Genomic DNA, 20,320 nt, shown 5'->3' with positions numbered 1-20,320 from the left:
GTCACAGGAAAGCCGGAGAACATAAAATCATATAGAAATGTAAGGGTTTTCAATATAAAATAGGACTTCGGTGTAGAACGACTTCAAATTCAGGAACAGGGTGAAACGATGAAATTCACAGTATTTGCGAAGACGGTCATTCTCTTAATTTGCCTGCTCGTACCCATTCTGCTGCTGTATACATACGCGAACCAGGCAAATGTGGACATGGTGGTGGAGGAGAAACAGCAGTCGAGTCTGAACCAGTTCAATTATTTCAGTTCCCAGGTGGATAAAAATATCGAGCAGCTCTCACTATATGGCCTGACATTGCTGCGAGATCCGAGTATCCTGCATTACCGTTACATGACGGACTCAACCAGCCAATATGAGAAGAACAGTATCTATCTGGATATTCTCGACAAATTATCGTTGTACCAGTCCACCAGCCGCTGGAAGAACGATATTACCATTGTGCTGCCACAAGCGGAACTTGTGTTATCCACCATGTCCAGCCGGACGGTCTACGATGAGAAGATGTTGACGTTTCCGCAACCGGGTCAATGGCAGCTGGAGCAGGGGAGTTTCACCTACTTTTTCACGGACAACTACGAGTGGAATGAAAAACCGGTAAACACAGGTGTACGAACGGTGATGGAGATTAATTTTGACCCGATGAACGTGGTTGCCATGTTGGATGATTTTAAAGAAACGCAGGGCGGAGATCCCTTCTTGCTGGTACCAGGTAACGATCCGTTGCTGAACCGTACGGCGGACCCCGAACTGGTCGAAGCGATTATGCGTGATATGCCTTTTAACGGGCCGGAGAGGGAAGGCAATCATCAATTGGAGGTGGGCGGTAAACAATATCTGGTCAGTTACGTGCACTCCAAACAACTGCAAGCGGTATACGTGAACCCGGTGGTATTGGATGATTTGTTAACCCCGATGGACAAGAGTCGAAATATGTTTATTACCTCCATTTTGTTACTGCTCGTGTTGAGTATCGGGGCTGCACTGCTTTTGTATCGAAAAGTTCAGGTGCCCATCCATCGTTTGATGAGAGGGCTGCAACAGATTCGCAAAGGGCAGCTGTCCACACGGATTCCGGTCGATCACTCCCGTGATGAATTCGCGTATCTCACCCAGAGCTTCAACCATATGGCAGAGCAGATTCAGGAACTGATCGAGAAGGTATACGAGGAACGGATCCGTTCACGGGAAGCGACATTGAAACATCTGCAATCACAGATCAATCCACATTTCCTGTACAACTGCCTGTTTTATATTAAAAATATGACCCAGCTCGGCAACCGTTAAGCGGTTATTGCCATGTCGCTAAGCCTGGGTGACTACTATCGCTACATTACGCGAGGCGAGAATGACATGACAACAGTGGAAGAAGAGATTCGGCTGCTGGACCATTATCTGTCCATTCAACAGATGCGGACCAACCGGCTGACCTACGAGATTGCCGTACCGCAGCAACTGATGTTGCTTCATATACCGCGACTGCTTATTCAACCGATCGTAGAGAATGCGGTGATCCACGGCATTGAGCCGATGGAGGGCAGTGGGCATGTCGTCGTAACGGGGATGGCGGTACCCGAACATATAGAGGGTCGGAAATATACAAGATATAGCCTGTTTGTTGATAACGATGGTGTCACGCTGACAGCGGAAGAGATTGCCGAATTGGAACGGGAGATCAATGAACCAATGGGTGAAGAGATTGGAACAGGCACGTGGAATGTGCACCAGCGTCTCGTTACGCGATATGGGCTGTCGTCGGGGCTTCATTTTGGAGCGATTCCCTATGGTGGACTTAGTGTAGAAATTCGATGGTTTGAGGAGGAACAACCGCATGATGAATCTGATGGTCGTGGATGATGAACATTCGGCAGTAGAGTCGATCGCTGTCTCAATACCGTGGAGAGAACACGGGATTGGTCAGGTATTCAAAGCCTATTCGGTCAAAGAAGCCTTGGAACATATGGCATCACATCAGGTCCATATTATTATCACGGATATCCGCATGCCGGGTCTGTCCGGTCTGGATCTGGTCAGTCACATCAGGCAAAAGTGGGAACAGACGAAATGTATTATTTTATCGGGTCATGCCTCCTTCGATTATGCGAAGCAGGCGCTCAAACACGGGACGGTTAGTTATCTGCTCAAGCCGGTCCGAGATGAGGAACTGATCGAATCCGTGCAGCAGGCCGCCGTGCAGATTCGTCTAGAGGGTGAGAAACAAATGCTGCATCAGCGGGCCATGTATTCGGTGAGGGAACATCTGCCCGAGAAGCGGGCGGAGCTGATGAAGGATGTATTATTAGGGCATAAATTTGCGGATGCAGAACTCCAAGGCAAGCTGGAGCAACTGGAGATCGGGTTCCGTCCACAGGATAAAATGCAACTGTTGCTCATCCGGTATGATGACCATCAACCCACACATAAAGCGTTTCGACTGATGAAGTATGCCATCTCCAATGTGGTGGAAGAGATCTACGGCAGTACCTATCATCTCTGCCATACGGATGACGCCTATGATGATCTGGTCTTCATGGCCAGTCCCAAACAAACCCAAGCTGAACCGGAAATGCTAATGGGACGGCTTGGAGAACGGTTAATCCACAGTGTGAGGCAATATCTGAACGCGACCATTTCCCTGTCTGTTAGTCGTATGGGGCGTTTCCCAGATCAGGTACCGCAACTATATCATCAAGCTGTGAGTGCGCTTCGCAAGCAAGCCGAGGCTGGCAAAGGATTACATCTGAATGCGGCGGCGGGAACCAATGGGGCCACGTTGAAGTCTCTTGCAGCGCTGTATGAACCACCGGGTCTAACGACGTTACTGGAAGCGGGGCGCATGGAGGATGCACACCGCAAGATTGATCAGATCTTTGCCGAACTGTCGAACAGTGTGTTCCCGGAGCATGTGTATGTGGCTTTTCATTATTTGGCGGCAGCATTCTCCTATATGGCTCATCGGGAAGGAAGGCAGTTAACCGAAGTGCTTGGCGAGCAGTACCAGCAGTTGCTCAAGGATGGTTATGGCATCTCGCTGCGCAGTCTGGAAACGTGGACCAGAAGTGTGATGCAGCAGTGGGAAGAGAGCACAAGCGATGCGGGACAGGATGCCGGATCAACGCTGATTCGGCAGGTGCAGCAATGGATTGACCATCATCTGGGTGAGGATTTATCGTTGCAAGTCATTGCCGGAGAGGTGCATTTGCACCCCGTATATCTGTCGAAAATGTACAAACAATCCACAGGTGAAGGCATTAGTGATTATATTATCCGTTCCAGAATGGAACGTGCGGTTCATTTGCTGAAGCATACGGCAATGAAGATCTATGAAGTCGGTCAGGAAGTGGGGTACAATAACACGCCTTATTTCATTCAGGTGTTCCGCAAACATTATGGACTGACCCCGCAGGATTTTCGGAACGGTTAACAAATCAATATGAACATTGAAATTGTGATATATGTTTGCCTCCCCGGCTGCACTATCCTTTTCATGTAAGGTGCATTTGGCACATAAGGGTATCCAAGTTACCTGAGGAGGGGTTAGTTCATGTATAGAAAAATGATGACGGCATTGCTCGCAATCACGATGGTTGCTGTAACGGCATGTAGTTCGGGGGCCAAGGAAGAACCGGCGAAGGAAGCCGCTGCACCACTTGCTCTGCAAGACGGGAAGTATGAACCGGCTGTACAGATGAGTTATTTGCGGGCCTGGAATGATGATACGAAATTCAAGAATGGGGAAACGGCACAGAACAATGTGCATACCAAATGGGCCAAGGAACGACTTGGCATCGATCTGACCACGCCGTGGGCCGTATCGGTGACCAATGATGCATTTTACACGAAATTACGCTTGTCTCTGTCCGCTAACGAAGAACTGCCGGATATTGTCTCCATTCGGGGGGACTACAATCTGGTACGGGAATTAATTGAGTCCGGCAAATTTGCGAATGCAGGCGAGTTGTTTGACCAATATGCTTCGGACACATGGAAACAGGCATCTGAATCGGCACCGGAGGAATGGTATCCGTACATGTATGAGGGCGAGCGTTATGGCATTCCAATCTTCGATTATGCCTACAACGGCGATTCGGTCATGTTTATTCGGGAAGACTGGCTGAAGAAGCTGGGACTGGAAGAACCAAAAACCATGGATGAGCTGGTTACGGTCATGGATGCTTTTACAAATCAAGACCCGGATGGGAACGGCAAGAAAGATACGTATGGTCTGACCGTGGGCATGAAAAATGCGCTCAATACCTGGATGACGGAATCCGGCTGGATCTTCGGCATGTACAAGACGATGCCTGGTCAATGGAATGATGCTGGAGACGGCACACTGCAATATGGCTCCATCCAGCCAGGTGTGAAGGAAGGCCTAGCAACGATGAAAGATTGGTTGTCCAAAGGTTACCTGCCCAAAGAAGCAGGCGTCTATGACGAGATCAAGGCAGCAGAATTGTTCACCGCAGGTAAAGCAGGCATTATCGTGGGACCACACTGGATGCCAAACTGGCCGATTGATGATGTGAAGAAAAATGTGGACGGTGCCACGTACAAGGCCATTGCCTTACCTACAGGACCAACAGGTGAGAGCCACCAACATGGTTCTGGTGCAAGCAATGGGGTGGTGCTGATTAACAAAGACATGGCGAACCAGGAGATTTTCTTCACGTATCAAAATTATCTATTCGACAACTTTGCCAATCCGGAAGTGGGCAGCGAGTTCGAACATGGCTTCGCGCAAGGATACGACTATGACATCGTGGACGGCAAAGTGGTTGGTGAAGCTGAAGTGAAAGATGGCGTATCCCCACTCAAATATACGATTACGTATGACGGTGCACGGATTCCGAACCTCATGATGGATACGTTGGCGGAACTTGCGAAGGGCAAAGAGCCGGAGACCCCTTTTGAGAAAAATACGAAAATTGCCAACAAACCGGAAGTATTTGTCGCCGCTGAAGTCGTCGTTGCAAATAAAGATAATGCGATCAAGAACAAGTTCACCGGGGCACCAACCGAGACGATGAAAATGAAGAAGGACGCGATCGACAAGCTGGAGAAGGATACGTTCAGCAAGATCATCTATGGTCAGGTGGGCATTGAGGAATTTGATGCGTTTGTGACGAAGTGGAAATCCATGGGCGGCGATGATATTACCGCCGAAGTGAACGAGTGGTATAAGACAGTTAATTAATTTACAAAGCAGGGGAGAACGATGAATTCATCGAATCTACCCTGCTTTTTTATTAGGCATTTTAATGATAAAAAACAACAAGGATAAGAAAAATAGAGCCTTTGAAGTCGTAACCAATAATCGGATTCCTTCACCCGAATCTTTTATACCAAACAAAATATCTATTAAGCACACTGAACCTGAAATGACGAGTACCATCAGTGCAAGTAAGTACATAATCAATTAGACTCGCAGCGCACAAAAGTTACTTGTTTTCCTAAAATCACATTCTCAACCTTCCATCCGGCATTTAACCAGGATAGTGCCTGTGTATGATTATTGGAATTATTCACCCACCATTGTTCGCGATTATACGCTGTAGGGGGTAACGTAAATCCGAGAATCTCCTCAAGTTCTGCATATGTAAGGGTGATTGAAACTTGATTCAAATAGTTTTCCAAGGGGAAGTATTTGCTGTAGCTCATTTCGGCAGACCTCCTGAAAAGGAATACAATGATTATACAACGTGGAGAAGATGATAGCGAGGGCATGCCAAGAGCGTACATAGTTATGAAAGAAAACTATAGATCTCTCTTACTAGCAAGCAACCGTGCGTAAGCCTTATTGTTCCGGGTGTACTTGAGAGAGTAAAATAATAGGGAGTATACGAACATTAATACACGTATTTATAACATAGATACCTCGGACTGGTCCGGGATTCATAGAAGTTCAAGTGTGGTTGATGAACATCTTAAGATGCATGGGAAGGCAGGAGATTAGATGAGTACACTTTATGATCAGGCGATGGAAGAGATGATAACGACGATTCATGAATGGTTTGATGAACAGGACAAGCGGGATGACTTGGAAAGTGTTGTGAAGCGAACTACACTGCAAATGGGTGTTTTTAATGATATTGTGCTTGATTACAGACCTGGACGGACCACGATAGACAGCCTGGATCTGGGGTTGGATGATGATGTGAAATCAAAGCAGGCAGGAGCCTTTACCGAGGAACAGGTACGGAACGAGATCGGGCCTAAGCTTGTTGAGGTTGTTCAGGGCAGATTGGACAAGCTGGCAGATACTCCGTTGATTGACTACCGCTTCACTTTCCGCGGGAAATTTCCAACAACCGAAGGCAAGCTGCAATTGACTTTATTGGAATGGATAAACGAAGAGAAAAGACAGCTGCTCCTTGAGCGTATTCATACCTACGTAGAAAAGAAGCTGGAACACGGTACATACCCAACGAAGCCATTGGAATCCTTCTTTTTGACGAGTCATCTGCTCGATCCAAAGCTGTTCCCGGAGTTGGATGTAGCATGGACGATCAGGCAGTATGACCGGATTCAAGCGTTGAATCAGGGTCGTCCAGAGTCACTTGCGGAACATCGTGGTGAGATTACTCGTGCGGTGACGACATGGGCGGAGAATCAGTTTTTGCCACAGTATTATGATGTTCAGTCTTCGCCTTATCGTACCAATGAATATTCACTTAAGCCCGGAGCAACGCTTCAATCGAACATTAAAACACAGACAGGCCATCATTCGGACGAGCACGGGAAGCAGCAAACATCCGAGACTCAACCAATCGATCTGCTGTTATACGCAGCGGTCATGATTCTACGTTTTGAGCCGAGTTATAGCAAACCCAAAGGTGTGACTTTTCTGGAACTCGCGAAGCAGCTTGGTAGCAAACGTGCGGCACGGATGATGACAGAAGGTAGCGGAACGTATGCGAAGGACGATATTCATGTGAAAACGGAAGAAGTAGAATGCAAAGCAAATGATGTATTTGCACTGATGACCATTCACATTCGTAAGGAAGAGCGAAGTGCCTATCAGCAGGCACTTACCTTTATCACTCATTTATTGAAACAGGGCTTTCCGAAAGGTTATAAGGTCAAGCTAAAATCTGCCGTAAAGCAGTATTTGCCGATCAAAGGACTCGCGAAGTCGGATACCCACCGATTCTTTGCCAATGCACTGGAGTACCCGGAGCTGCATCCACTTCTGGAAGAGTATGCGCGTGAGGCTATCCAGGAGTTTGAGTTCTACGAGGATACCGAGGGAGAGAAAAGCTGTATGCCGGGCAGTTATGCAACCTTTGGACTGGGGCTTGTGGATGAGCAGTATTTCCCGCTGGTTGAATATTACATGGGCGAAGTGGATGATGAGCATCAGTTGATCCAGGATAAGTTCATTGCGGCGTTAGTAGAAAAACAGGGTGTACAGGCTCAATCCATACCTGCGTTAGTCGCCAGCTTGCGTCGTTCCACCGATAGTTTGAAGCTAAAGATTCAGCCCGAACTGGAGAATGAGGAAATACTCGAACTGTTGGTTAGACAGATTCAAAAACTTGAGCATTATGAAGCGGAACGTGTAATCTATCCGATCTTTGGCAAGGTGGAGAAGCTCTCAACGCTCGCTCGCAAAGCGGAGGGAAGACGGAAGGAATTATTGCTGGAACTGTTGCAGGCCGCAGGGAAATAAAAATGTGAACAAGTTAGATTGTACTGGTCATCCAGTAAAGCATTTTAGAGAAGTGAGAGTGTATAAGGAAGGGTGGGGAGAGTTATGGAAACATGGAGTCGAGACATGTGGCAGGCGTTGAATGCTCAGGACAAAGAGGCTTCGATGCGTAAGCTTGTTCGTCAGTTACCAGACGGTATGGTATATAAGGGTCTCGAGACATTTGAACGATTTGGTCAGCGGATGGAGACAGGTGTATTTACGGAGGAAGGGCTAAGATTTTTGTTTGTGCCTGGGGATCGGGTAACGCTCGGCTGGGATCGTTGGCAGCATGGTATGAACGAAGAGACCTCAGCCGACCTGCATGAAACGGTCAGTGAGTATGGTGTGGAGGACGTGGATTCTTTTCTGGCGAGTCAAATGTCACCTGTAAGAACGGTCAACATTGCGCCGATGCTTGTTGAATGCGAACTGATCTCACTTGGCTGGATTGAAGTGTCTGAGGAGGAAGCACACGCGCAAGAAGATCCTGATTTTCCCTCAGCACTGGAGCAGTTTAAGCAATCGGAGATCCGTGAATATGAATTGCATCAACAATTTCGTCTGATTCGCCAAAGTGAGAATGAAGTCCGAATCCTGTGGTTCAACGAAGGAATAGAGTTGGAAGATGTTGTGAGGGAGGAAGCTGCAGCGGGTTTTGGTTTACTAACCGAAGACGAATGGGAGTATATCTATGGCGGCGGTTGTCGCACGTTATTTCCCTGGGGTGACAGCTTCGACTATACGATGAGATTAAAGCACTTTGGAAGTTTGGAAGGCGTGGATGAGATTGTGGGTGGATCGGCAGAGATGGCCTCTTCACGGGGTGAAGAAAAGGATGATCGTCCTTATGATCTGGAAATGCCAAATTTCTTCGGAGTGCAATTTGCCGGAGACCCCTACAAGTATGAGCTTACACTCGATTCGGGTGGAGATGTGATGCCCAAAGGCGGAGACGGCGGTAGCCTGATATGTGGTGGAACAGGCCCGTTGGTTGGTTCCTTGCCTGCTGCTGCCGTGTATTATCGAGACGTTAATGCCAGTGAACTCGACTGGGAGGATGTGATGGATGCGATGGTCTATCGCAGGGTTATTCGTTTAACGGAAATGGCATTGTAGTCATGACAAAATGAATCTATCAAGGAAGAGTTATAATGGTGAATAATAAACGTTCAAAACCTTATGAAGATTCACCTTATGTCGTCTATGCGGTAGATGGTATTCGGCTGAGTGCAGGCATACTTGTCCTGTTTTTTCTTAACGTATTTCTGCTTATTCCCGTGTTCAGTGTCCCGTTCCAATCGCTGTATGCGTATATTCTCGTGCCACCGCTGGGCTTTATGAATATATGGGCTATTGCCCTGATTGCGGCCCCGCGCAGACTTCAACTGAATTATGTATTGTTCCGAGGCGTATTTGGCATCGTTTGTTCTGTGGGATTTATGGTGATTGTTCAGAAGTTTGCCTACGGGACACTTGGTCTGTCGACACCTTGGTACGGCATTGGATCATTTGTGGTATATGGTTTTGCCTTGTTCCAGTACATGAAGTTTCATTTGCGTAAGCTGCAGCAGCCCCCTCAGCGTAAAAAAGGGGATAAAAGCACGGGTGTGCCTGTTGCCACAATAACGATGATTACAAGCGGAGCATATCTTCTGGCCAATATTTCACTGGCCTTTGTTACACAGCAGACTGTGGCTGTTGTGCTAATGTGTGTATACATTATGCTGGCTTTTGTGGTATTTCATTTTATCATGGACTTGCATCGGTATTACTGGCTTCGCCAGGTCATGAACAAGGCAGAGAGTTAATTGCAGGATAGGGAGGGACGAACAGGAAGAGATCTTTGTGCAGAGTTTGAGCATACGTAACACACATCAAATCAGCCCCAACTCATAGAGTGGGACCGAAATGATGTGTGTTTATTTTGTTTATTTCACTTTTTGTACAGATACCGCCATTTGCTCCAGTTGAGTGTGAGTCAATTGGTTATTCGGTGAACTGACAGTTACATAACGATCATCCAGCTTGAACGTGAGCATATCCGTTTGATCTGGTGTGTACCATTTGGCTGATACGCCATTAGGCAGTTTTACTGTTTTGCCATCATAGCTGAACGAGTAATCTTTAGGGGATACCGTTACATTCATACGATTGAAAACAAAGTTTACACCATCACCGCCTGCACCTACGCTTTTGAACGTATCTCCAGCAACCATATGTTGTGGGGCATAGGCTGTTGTGAAACCGTCAAACTTCGCAAATGCTTTGCGAATATTATCCAATTGTTGTTTGCTATAGTTCACGTCAGCAAATGCAGTGGTCCCTTGATCGTTGTTGCCAGTTGCCTTCTGAACAGAGACAGCGACTTGTTGCAACTGAGCTTGGCTCAGCTTATGATCCGGGGAGCTAAGGGTAACGTAGCGATCATCCAGTTGGAACGTGAGCATGCCCGTTTGATCTGGTGTGTACCATTTGGCGATCACGCCATTGGACAGTTTCACGTCTTTGCTCGTATAACCGTCCGAATAATCTCTTGGAGACACATCCACTTTCATATGGTTGAAGACAAAACTGACGCCGTCGCCACCCGCACCTACACTTTTGAACGTGTCACCTGCGATCATCTGCTGAGGGGCATAAGCGGTCTCGAACCCATCGAATTGTGCAAAAGCTTTTTGAATCGCCTCTTTTTGTGCTGCGCTATACGTTACATTTGTCAAAGCTGATGGATTGCTTGTTGCTTGGCCGATCATGACCTGTCCTTTTTTGCCGTCATAGGATACGGGTACATGCAGTGCATCGGCAAGCGCACGTACAGGCAGATAAGTAGAGTTGTTATAAGTAATTGGCGCAAGTTTGTTGCCATTGCCATCCGTTGGTGAGTAAGCCGCGCCATCGACATTAAAGCTGATTCCATGGTTAAGGTATGCGGAGATTTTCTCCAGTTGTGTTCCGGCAAATACACCCGTTGCTCCTGTTAATGTCATGCCCAGTACCATCATCGATGCTACGGATTTCTTCATGTTTTTTTTCATCATATATCTCTCCTTCAAGTTGGGGGTTAGTTTTATTTAATGGGCTCGCTGTCCCTTATGGCTTTATATTAAACCCCGAACATATCCAGAATAATTCTGAATTATCTCCAACTTGTAAACATGTGTATATATACGGAGAATGTAGAACGAACACTGAAACTGCTTGGTGTGTTGAACGTATTCTTTGCCGAATCGTAACATTTTAGTTGAAAAGATAGAGGATGAGTCCGCCAAAACCAAGGACAATCGCACCAACGTATACATAGGAAAGTTTGCTTAGGTTTTGCTTTGTGCGGCGGTCATATTCGGGGTTGCTGGTCTGATTGGCTTTGGAATTTCCGATGATCATGGTAGCAATACCTCCAAACAAGGCGATACCCACAATTAAAACATAAGGCAACCAGGTCATGAATGGACCTCCTTCGCGAATAATATGATATGTCCTTATTGTACTTCAGGATAACCTTTGATGTAAGCTTTAGTTGAGAAATAAAGGAAAATGAAGTGTCTATATTACAGTATGTATGTAGTCTTGGATCGGAAAGATCACTACAATTTTATATTTTTTTAATTCAAAAAAACCTTGATACAACAGGCATTCGCAGCTTTCTTTACTGAAGGCTGCGAATTTTTTTTGCCCACAGAGTGATCCAGAATAGAGAACCCTGCGTTACACCCTATGAAGACGACGACGAGGAAAGAAATTATACACACAACATAATCGAGGAGTGAATACGTAATGAAAATGAAGATGAAGAAGTTTATCGCACCTGTACTTAGCTTGACACTGTTGATGCCGGGGATCGCTGGAGCAGCTTCCGCACCACAAACACCAATGACCATGATGAAAGCATCCGTGAACACACCGGCGGCTGACCTGAGAGCGAACCTGGATCACCTGCTGTCCGAGCACTTTGCACTCGCAGTAACCGCAATGGCCAAAGCATATGACGGAGCAAAAGACGCAGACGCAGCCTACAAAGCACTCGACCAGAATGCACTGGATATGCAACCGGCAATCGCCTCCCTATATGGTGGCGCAGGTGCCAAAGAATTCGAACGCATCTTCCGCGCTCATAACAAATACACAGATGATCTGGTGAAAGCAACCAAAATGGGCAACCAGGCTGGAATCAAACAAGCACAGGCAAACATCAACGGTTTCGTGGATGAGTTCTCCACATTCCTGAGCACAGCAACCGAAGGCAAATTGCCAAAAGCAGCAGCCAAACAGGCGCTGAAAGTACATGAAGATCTCGTGCAAAAAGTATTTGATGAGTATGTAGCTGGAGATTACGCTGATGCATACAAGGCTTACCGTGAAGGTTTCAAGGAAATGTTCGACGTAAGTAAGGCACTCTCCACAGCAATTACGACACAAATGCCTGAGAAATTCGAAAATACCAAAGCGGATACAAAAGCAGCTGATCTGAGATCTGCACTCAACCACTTGGCTTCCGAACACTTTGCGCTTTCGGCTCTGCAAATGCAAGAGGAATTTGATGGACGTACAGCGGCTTCCAACGCATTGATTACTGCTGAAGCTGGAAACACAGCTGACTTCAAAGCAGCGATTGCTTCCGTTTACGGTAACGATGGTGCCAATGCTTTCGAGAAAATTTGGGTAACCAACCACGTTAATGCACAAAGCGATTATGTAAAAGCTGTTAAAAACAACGATGCTGCGGCTCGTGCGGCAGTAGAGAAACGTATTGATGGATTTACAACAGAATTTGCTACATTCCTGGATTCAGCAACAGCTGGCAATCTGCCAAAAGCAGCAGGACAACAAGCGCTGACAACACATGAAAATCAAGTGCAAAACGTATTGAATCAATATGCAGCAGGTAACTATGATGCTTCGTACACAACAAATCGTGAAGGTTTCAAAGTGATGTTTGGTGTAGGTCAAGCCCTTGGTAACGCCATCGTGACTCAATTCAACGACAAATTCCAAGAGCCAGCAACACCTGCACCAGCGCCAGAAATGACAACGGTGTGGATGCAACTGAACAGCAAAATGCTGAAAATTAACGACAAAACAACCAACATGGATACTACACCAGTGCTTTGGAAAAACACAACATACATTCCATTGCGTTTCCTGAGTGAAGGTATTGGTGCAACAGTGAAATGGGACAAAAAAGCACAACAAGTAACGGTAATGGCTGGCGATGATATCCTTGAATTCTGGGTGAACAACAACATTATGGAAGTAAACGGCGTAAAGAAAAATGTGGGTTCAACTGTATTTGTAAATAAAGATGGACGTACACAAGTACCTCTGCGCTTCATTGCTGAACTTCTGAACTGGGACGTGAAATGGGCACAAAAAGATGGTTCCATTACGCTGACTAAATCGATGTAATCCAACGTTTTATATACCGAATCAAACAAAAGAGCTGCCCCATACGGCAGCTTTTTGTATTCACCCAAAAGTTCAAATATTTGGTATAATCATCGAGTAATGACCTACATAACAGCTTGAATAGCCGATGGAGTCTAGAATGATGTATGATAATTTGGTATAAGCAAAATGAAGAGGGGGACAGAGGAATGAGTACATCATCAAAATCGGAGCGTCCAGCGAGAAATGTGGATACCCGTTTATTTGTTGCTTGGGCCGTTTCCGTTATTGCAACAGGGGGGAGTCTCTATTTCAGTGAGATCAAGGGGTATCTTCCATGTGATCTATGCTGGTACCAGCGTATATTCATGTATCCACTAACCATCTTGCTGGGCATTGCCTACTTTAAGGATGACGTGGGTATCACCAAATACGTACTGCCACTGAGTTTCGTCGGTGGCGGCATTTCGTTATATCATGTAACGATCCAGCGTATTTTTTCAGCTACAGGTAATGCCGTCGCATGCGGTAAGGTTCCATGTTATACCGACTATTTGAACTGGTTTGGTTTCATCACGATTCCATTACTGGCACTGATCGCCTTTATTATCATCATCGTGATGCTGTGGGGCATCGGCAAAACACCAAAATCTTCTTAATAAGAAAGGATAGATGGTGATGAGCGGACAAGCTCGGTGGTTCATGCCCTTCCTGGTGCTAATCCTTTTGATCGCTGGCTGCTCCTATGAGGAACAGTCTGCTTCCGGGGAGATGCCGGAAATGATCAAAGTGAAACTTGACGTTCCAGAGAAGGCTACTCTTCATAAACCAACACGGTTACAGGTGAAGCTTACACAGGGAGATGCACCGTTAAGTCATGCTGACCATGTGCAATTCCAGATCTGGAATGAGCTTGATGATCCGCCTTCTGTATCTCCGGAACAAGGTATGATGACAGCGGACGAACTGGAGAATCAGGGGGCTATAACTGCCAAGGAGGCAGAGGAAGGGCTGTATGAAATCCAGCATACCTTTGAAGAACCAGGTACGTATGTGGTACAGGTCCATGTTACGCACGGAGCTATGCATAGTATGCCGAGAGCGAGAATTGTAGCGGAATGAAGCAGCAGGCGGGTGCCAAGGCTTTGGTTCCGGTTTAGCAATAGGTTTATAATTATAATGTTAAAGGTATGAAGAATGTTGTAGGAAAAGAGGCTGTTATGGCAACTATTCATGATGTTGCACTCAGGGCAGGAGTTTCTGTAACTACCGTCTCGCGTGTATTAAACAACCGGGGATATATCAGTCAGAAGACTCGGGACAAAGTGTATCAAACCATGGACGAACTAAACTATCGACCCAACGAAATTGCCCGTTCTCTTCTGCGTAAACAATCCAATGTTATAGGCTTGATTATTCCCGATGTATCCCATCCGTTTTTTGGAGAACTGGCTAGCTATGTTGAGTATCATGCTTACCGGAATGGATTTAAAATTATGTTATGCAATTCTCACATGGACCCTTCCAAAGAGCGTGAATATGTGGAAATGCTTAAGGGGAATCGCGTGGATGGCATTATTATGGGAAGTCATACACTGGAAGTTGATGAGTATATGAATCTGCATTCCCCAATTGTGACCTTTGATCGTAAGATCGGTGAAGACATCCCGTTTATCTCATCTGATAACTATCAGGGAGGGGTTATGGCTGCTGAATTACTGCTCTCGAAGAACAGACGACATTTTGCACATATCTGCGGTAATTTGGAATTGCAAATGCTGTCCAATCGCCGGACGACAGGTTTCGTTGATACCTTGCAGGCTCATGGAGTCAAACCGGTCATGATTCATGAAACCGATCTCAATGTGTTTGATCAGCATCAGTATACGGAATTGGTGGATAAGCTGCTTGCACAACACCCGGAGGTGGATGGGCTCTTTGTAACGAGTGATCTGATGGCGGTGCATGCGCTGAAGCAGATCGTGTTAGGTGGGCGCAAGGTACCTGACGATATCGCTATTGTAGGTTATGATGACAGTCGTGCGGCAGCGTATACGGTGCCTGGCATTACAACGATCAGGCAACCGGTGGAGGCCATGGCTAAGCTGGCGATTGATCTGATTCGGCGCCAGCTCGCGGAAGAGAAGATCGGAATGGAGCATATTTTGCCAGTTAACATCGTAGAGAGAGAGACGACCTGATACAGGTCGTTTTTTCCTATTCGTCCTTTTACCACAAAGAAATGAAGTCGAGAAAATTTTTTTTGAAAGGTATGTCAAACGATTGACATGTCAAACCTTTGACATTATAATTCGATTTGTAAGCGTTTCCTTTTAAACTATTGATCGGGGGCCATAACAAGATGAAAAGACAACAGAGATGGATGAAATTATCGGTATTGTCATTGATTATGATGCTTGTATTGTCGGCATGTGGAAGTAAAGCAGCAACGGAGTCCAACTCCTCTTCAGAGGGTAGCAGCAGTGAGAGTGTCAAAATTACCATGCTTAATTCCAAATCGGAAATTAACAGTCAGTTGGAACAAGCAGCTAAAGACTTTCATGCCGAAAATCCAAATATCACACTCGAAATTGTACCCGTAGGCAGTGGACAGTCTCCGTTTGAAAAAGCGTCTGCCTTGTATGCCTCCGGCAGCCCTACAACGATGATGATGCTGGATACAGGGGATGTTGAAAAATTCAAGGATCGTGTTCTGGATCTCACATCCGAGTCTTGGACGAAGGATGCTGTGGAGAACAGTACAGCGGCTACAACGTTTGATGGCAAAAATTATGCCTTCCCGTTCTCTATTGAAGGATATGGATTCATCTATAACCAGAATGTCTTGGATCAGGCGGTAGGTGGGACATTCGATCCAAAGTCTGTACAGACCACTGCACAGCTTGATGAGTTGTTCCAAAAGATCGCTGCTACTGGAAAATCACCTTTGATTGTATCTCCGATGGATTGGTCGCTTGGTGCGCATTATCTGGGGCTTGCATATGGTGGGCAGTCTTCAGACCGTGCGAAGGTGGATCAATTCATTACTGATCTGAAGGCAGGTCAAGTGGACCTTGCTTCCAATGCCGTGTTTAATGGCTTGTTAGATACATTTGATCTGATGAAAACCTACAATATTGACAAGGCTTCTCCACTGTCCGGAACCTATGAGCGTGGACCGGAGGTGCTTGGCAAGGGTGAGGTAGGTATCTGGTTCCAGGGCAACTGGGCATGGCCACAAATTTCAAGCTTTGATACAGCAGACGGAAAATATGGCTTCCTCCCGGTACCTGTGAGCAATAATCCGGATGATTTCGGTAATACGCAAATCTCTGCTGCCGTATCCAAACGAATATTGCTGGATAAGGAAAAGAGCACACCAGCGCAGCAGGAAGCAGCGAAGAAATTTTTGGACTGGATCGTTTATAACGAAAAAGGTCAGGATTTCCTGGTGAATCAAGCCAGTATTATTCCGGCATTCAGCAACATTACATTGGAGCCAACCGATCCACTTGGCAAATCCATTAGTGAATACATCAAGGCAGGCAAAATCGAGGAATCAATGAGCACACTTCCTGCGGATCACTGGTCCAAACTGGGTGCATCCATGCAGAAATATTTGGCTGACGTCATTGACCGTGCCGGACTTGCCAGTGAAATTCAGGCATACTGGGGAAACGTGAAATAAAGGAATTAATCATAGCCCTGTGCAGCACATAGAGAGAGACTTGCGGTACGCCGGAGATGGTGAAAATACAGCTTCCACACGAGGTCTGTTCAACTTGTTTCCGGCATAACCGTTAGGCTAATCATTTGGATAGAGTGGAGGTTGACAATGCTGACCGAAAAAGGATTATGGACACGTCTGCGCACCCGCCTGATCTTTACTGGCCCGACATTATTTGCGTTTGCTACAGTGATGATCATTCCATTTTTGTATGGTATTTATTTGACGTTTACGAACTGGGATGGCATTGCCATCGATCAAAACTTTGTTGGCTGGGATAATTACATCGGTGTGTTCAAGGACACCGTGTTCTGGAAATCATTTGGGATGACGCTGGAGTACGTATTTATTACCGTTGTGCTGACCAATGCGGTTGCCTTCCTGCTCGCTTACGCTGTAACTAGGGGAATGAAGGCACAGGGCTGGTTTCGGGCCGGATTTTTCCTGCCGAATCTGGTGGGCGGAATCGTGCTTGGTTTCATCTGGCAGTTTGTTTTTAATCAGGTACTCGTTTTTGCAGGACAAAAAATGAACCTTACTCTGTTTTCCACCTCCTGGCTAGCTGACCCGGATAAAGCGTTCTGGGCACTCATTGTGGTGACCGTTTGGCAGTATGCCGGCTATATGATGGTTATCTACATTGCAGGACTGATGAATGTGCCGAAGGATGTTATGGAAGCAGCCAGCATTGATGGGGCAAGTAATCGCAAAATGTTGGCGCGCATTGTATTGCCACTGATGGTTCCTTCGTTTATTGTATGCATCTTTTTGTCACTGCAACGGGGATTCATGGTGTATGATCTGAACGTCTCCCTGACTAGTGGCGGGCCCTTCAAGAGTACAGAGATGGTATCCATGCATGTTTATGAGCAGGCATTTCTTGCTCGTGACTACGGATTGGGTCAGGCAGAAGCCTTTGTTCTGTTTATCCTTGTAGCCGCCATTACATTGCTCCAGGTCTATTTCAGCAAAAAACTGGAGGTCGAGGCATGATGGCTGGACAATCACGCATTCTCAACTGGATGAAGTTTATTGTATTAATTGTTGTCATGATTTTGTTTGTATTTCCGTTTGTACTTCTAATCGTCAATTCGTTCAAGGCTAACCAGGCAATTACCTCCGATCCGCTGGGCTTGCCAAGCTCCTTTCAATTTGATAATTACGTCAATGCGTTTGACAAAATGGGATATGTGTCCGCCTTCAGCAATTCGTTGCTTATTACCATTGCAGGTGTATTACTGATTGCTCTTTTTGCGGCGATGACAGCCCATTACTTTGTTCGTCACAAAAGCAAGGTGAATCAGTATCTCTTTTTCCTGATGGTAGCTGCGATGATTATTCCGTTTCAAGCCATTATGATTCCGCTGGTTAAAATATACGGCTCGCTCAGCCTGCTGGATAACAAGTGGTCGCTGATCTACATGTATATTGGCTTTGGCAGTCCGCTTGCCGTATTTATCTACCATGGCTTTATCAAAAGTATTCCCCTGGAGCTTGAAGAAGCGGCTTTAATGGATGGCTGCGGCAGAGTGCAGACCTTTTTCCGTATCGTACTGCCGGTGTTACTGCCAACAACCGTAACGATTAGCGTACTGAATGTATTGTGGATATGGAATGATTTTCTGCTGCCTTCCCTGGTGCTGACTTCATCCGAACAGCGTACGCTGCCGCTGTCCACGTTTTATTTTTATGGGACATACACCGTGGATTACGGTCCATTGATGGCTGGTCTGGTGCTGACCCTGCTGCCTGTATTGATCGTTTATCTGTTTGCGCAGAAGTACATTATTCAGGGGGTCATGCAAGGGGCTATCAAATAAGTTCGGTTGCGTGATTTAGAGAGAGACAGGAGTGAAGGACATATGAACCAGGAACGATACGAGAAGCAGGGAATGGACACAAGGCAAGAGACAGACCCTGGACTGACGAGTTCTTCGACTCAATCAAAGGAGAGTTATACACTCGCCCGGGCCAACGCATATATCAAGGCGCATCGACATCAGGTTAATCCAACCTATCGAATGACCTATCATTTGATGCCAGAGGTGGGCTGGATGAATGACCCCAACGGCTTCATATACTTCGGCGGGATGTATCATTTGTTCTATCAGCATTATCCCTACGAACCGGTATGGGGGCCGATGCACTGGGGCCATGCGGTGAGCCGTGATTTGGTTACGTGGTCTTATCTGCCTGTTGCCCTGGCACCCGATCAGAGCTACGACAGTGGAGGCTGTTTCTCTGGAAGTGCAATCGTGCAGGATGGCAAATTGGTGCTGATGTACACGGGGCATGTCGTGACTGGACCCGACAAGGATAACGATTACTTGCAGACACAGAATATCGCTGTCTCGGACAATGGAATTGATTTTGTCAAAAGCGCGATGAATCCGGTCATTCGGCTGGATCAAATCCCAGCGCATACCAGTCCCAAGGACTTTCGTGATCCAAAAGTGTTTGAACGAAACGGTGTGTACTATTGCGTCCTTGGATCAAATGATGCTGCTGGCAAAGGTGTCATTTTGTTATACCGCTCAACGGACTTGCTGGATTGGAGTTATGTCAACATTATGGCCCAGAGTGACGGGACGCTTGGTGACAATTGGGAATGTCCAGATCTGTTCACACTGGATGGCCGAGATGTGCTGATCATGTCTCCGCAGCGCATGCCTGCACAGGGAGATAACTATCGCAACTTGCATTCGACCGTTTATATGATGGGAACGCTGGATGAAGACCAGGGTGTGCTGAAGTACAAGCAGTACGTTCCGCTGGACTGTGGCTTCGACTTTTACGCACCTCAGACGATGGAGGATGCACAGGGGCGACGAATTATGGTGGCCTGGATGGATACGTGGGAAACGGAAATCCCGACACAACAGTCCCATGCCTGGGCTGGAGCGATGACTTTGCCAAGACAACTAATTCGCAGGGGAGAACGATTGATATTCCAGCCTCTTCCCGAACTTATACAGTACAGATCGGAAGGCACCGAGCAGTATGGTATACATCTAAACGATGATGAACATGTTCTTGATCTTGGAGTCAGCGGAGACCGTTACGAACTGTATGCTGTATTCGAAGCGGAACAGGCACAACACTTCGGGTTGAAGCTGCGCACGGGTGAAGATGAAGAAACCGTAATTTCCTATGATGTAGAGCAGCGTCGTTTATGCTTGAATCGCGAGCAGGCCGGACAAGGGCCGGGCGGAGAACGAGCTGTGACAGTGGAACTGCTTGACGGGAAACTGGAACTTCATATTTTTATGGATGTCAGCTCCGTTGAGGTGTTCATTCAGCAAGGAGAGCAGGTAATGACAGGGCGGATATATCCTGGTCCGAACTCGACAGGCATTCAGGCTTTCTCGTCCGGAACGTGCACGTTGACCGAACTTCGCAAATGGGATTTACGAATTCCTCGATAAAATCTTTTCTAAAATACAGCCTTGACCTTGAAGTATACTTCAAGGTTTATTCTTTTTTTATCAAGAAATATTGGAGGCTGA

At 46.5% G+C, this 20,320-nt stretch carries 16 protein-coding genes and 1 pseudogene; 14 read left to right on the top strand and 3 right to left on the bottom strand.

The features are described from left to right. Positions 1-108: 108 nt before the first annotated feature. The 3 genes and pseudogenes from AC4E8D_RS26990 to AC4E8D_RS26980 all read left to right on the top strand — a co-directional run bounded on the left by AC4E8D_RS26990 (position 109) and on the right by AC4E8D_RS26980 (position 5,209). Positions 109-1,869: pseudogene (locus AC4E8D_RS26990) on the top strand (sensor histidine kinase). Continuing rightward, positions 1,844-3,436, top strand: a complete 1,593-nt coding sequence (locus AC4E8D_RS26985) for a response regulator transcription factor (RefSeq protein ID WP_221820684.1) — start codon at positions 1,844-1,846, stop codon at positions 3,434-3,436. The pseudogene AC4E8D_RS26990 and the gene AC4E8D_RS26985 overlap by 26 nt, the downstream one beginning before the upstream one ends. Positions 3,437-3,556: 120 nt before the next feature. Beyond that, positions 3,557-5,209 (top strand): extracellular solute-binding protein, encoded by a 1,653-nt coding sequence (locus tag AC4E8D_RS26980; protein WP_490205402.1) that lies wholly within the window; start codon positions 3,557-3,559, stop codon positions 5,207-5,209. Between the two features lie 218 nt (positions 5,210-5,427). On the opposite strand, the gene AC4E8D_RS26975 is transcribed toward AC4E8D_RS26980, so the two are convergent. After that, positions 5,428-5,673 (bottom strand): DUF7662 domain-containing protein, encoded by a 246-nt coding sequence (locus AC4E8D_RS26975; protein WP_339305698.1) that lies wholly within the window; start codon positions 5,671-5,673, stop codon positions 5,428-5,430. 295 nt (positions 5,674-5,968) lie between these two features. Here AC4E8D_RS26975 and AC4E8D_RS26970 point away from each other — a divergent pair, with 295 nt between their 5' ends. The 3 genes from AC4E8D_RS26970 to AC4E8D_RS26960 all read left to right on the top strand — a co-directional run bounded on the left by AC4E8D_RS26970 (position 5,969) and on the right by AC4E8D_RS26960 (position 9,513). Then, positions 5,969-7,684: a DUF6138 family protein gene (locus AC4E8D_RS26970; RefSeq protein WP_339305696.1), complete on the top strand. Its 1,716-nt coding sequence runs from the start codon at positions 5,969-5,971 to the stop codon at positions 7,682-7,684. 84 nt (positions 7,685-7,768) lie between these two features. After that, positions 7,769-8,821: a hypothetical protein gene (locus tag AC4E8D_RS26965; protein ID WP_490205401.1), complete on the top strand. Its 1,053-nt coding sequence runs from the start codon at positions 7,769-7,771 to the stop codon at positions 8,819-8,821. 35 nt (positions 8,822-8,856) lie between these two features. Beyond that, positions 8,857-9,513: a hypothetical protein gene (locus AC4E8D_RS26960; protein WP_237178195.1), complete on the top strand. Its 657-nt coding sequence runs from the start codon at positions 8,857-8,859 to the stop codon at positions 9,511-9,513. Between the two features lie 120 nt (positions 9,514-9,633). On the opposite strand, the gene AC4E8D_RS26955 is transcribed toward AC4E8D_RS26960, so the two are convergent. Together AC4E8D_RS26955 and AC4E8D_RS26950 are read right to left on the bottom strand one after the other, a co-directional pair. Then, on the bottom strand, positions 9,634-10,743 hold the full coding sequence (locus AC4E8D_RS26955) for a stalk domain-containing protein (RefSeq protein ID WP_490205400.1): 1,110 nt from the start codon (positions 10,741-10,743) through the stop codon (positions 9,634-9,636). Between the two features lie 199 nt (positions 10,744-10,942). Further along, complete coding sequence (locus AC4E8D_RS26950) at positions 10,943-11,149, bottom strand: hypothetical protein (protein ID WP_017692174.1); 207 nt, start codon at positions 11,147-11,149, stop codon at positions 10,943-10,945. Positions 11,150-11,485: 336 nt separating this feature from the next. On the opposite strand from AC4E8D_RS26950, the gene AC4E8D_RS26945 reads away from it, so the two are divergent. From AC4E8D_RS26945 to AC4E8D_RS26910, 8 genes are all read left to right on the top strand, one after another. Beyond that, positions 11,486-13,108: a copper amine oxidase N-terminal domain-containing protein gene (locus AC4E8D_RS26945; protein WP_490206512.1), complete on the top strand. Its 1,623-nt coding sequence runs from the start codon at positions 11,486-11,488 to the stop codon at positions 13,106-13,108. A 188-nt stretch (positions 13,109-13,296) separates the two neighbouring features. Beyond that, positions 13,297-13,746, top strand: a complete 450-nt coding sequence (locus tag AC4E8D_RS26940; RefSeq protein ID WP_124118173.1) for a disulfide oxidoreductase — start codon at positions 13,297-13,299, stop codon at positions 13,744-13,746. Positions 13,747-13,765: 19 nt separating this feature from the next. After that, positions 13,766-14,209 carry a FixH family protein gene (locus AC4E8D_RS26935; RefSeq protein WP_076212866.1) on the top strand — a complete coding sequence of 148 codons (444 nt, stop codon included), beginning with the start codon at positions 13,766-13,768 and terminating at the stop codon, positions 14,207-14,209. A gap of 98 nt (positions 14,210-14,307) precedes the next feature. Further along, positions 14,308-15,288, top strand: coding sequence for a LacI family DNA-binding transcriptional regulator (locus tag AC4E8D_RS26930; RefSeq protein WP_490205399.1), 981 nt, complete (start codon positions 14,308-14,310; stop codon positions 15,286-15,288). A gap of 161 nt (positions 15,289-15,449) precedes the next feature. Then, on the top strand, positions 15,450-16,775 hold the full coding sequence (locus tag AC4E8D_RS26925) for an ABC transporter substrate-binding protein (RefSeq protein ID WP_490205398.1): 1,326 nt from the start codon (positions 15,450-15,452) through the stop codon (positions 16,773-16,775). Positions 16,776-16,922: 147 nt separating this feature from the next. Next, entirely contained in the window at positions 16,923-17,807 is an 885-nt protein-coding gene (locus AC4E8D_RS26920) for a carbohydrate ABC transporter permease (RefSeq protein WP_076212860.1), read from the top strand. Then, positions 17,804-18,634 (top strand): carbohydrate ABC transporter permease, encoded by an 831-nt coding sequence (locus AC4E8D_RS26915; RefSeq protein ID WP_218639201.1) that lies wholly within the window; start codon positions 17,804-17,806, stop codon positions 18,632-18,634. The genes AC4E8D_RS26920 and AC4E8D_RS26915 overlap by 4 nt, the downstream gene beginning before the upstream one ends. Before the next feature lie 42 nt (positions 18,635-18,676). Then, entirely contained in the window at positions 18,677-20,239 is a 1,563-nt protein-coding gene (locus AC4E8D_RS26910) for a glycoside hydrolase family 32 protein (RefSeq protein WP_490205397.1), read from the top strand. Positions 20,240-20,320: the final 81 nt, after the last annotated feature.

Source organism: Paenibacillus sp. SRL342 (genome assembly GCF_984798905.1).
This window is presented reverse-complemented; position numbering and strand designations above follow the sequence as displayed.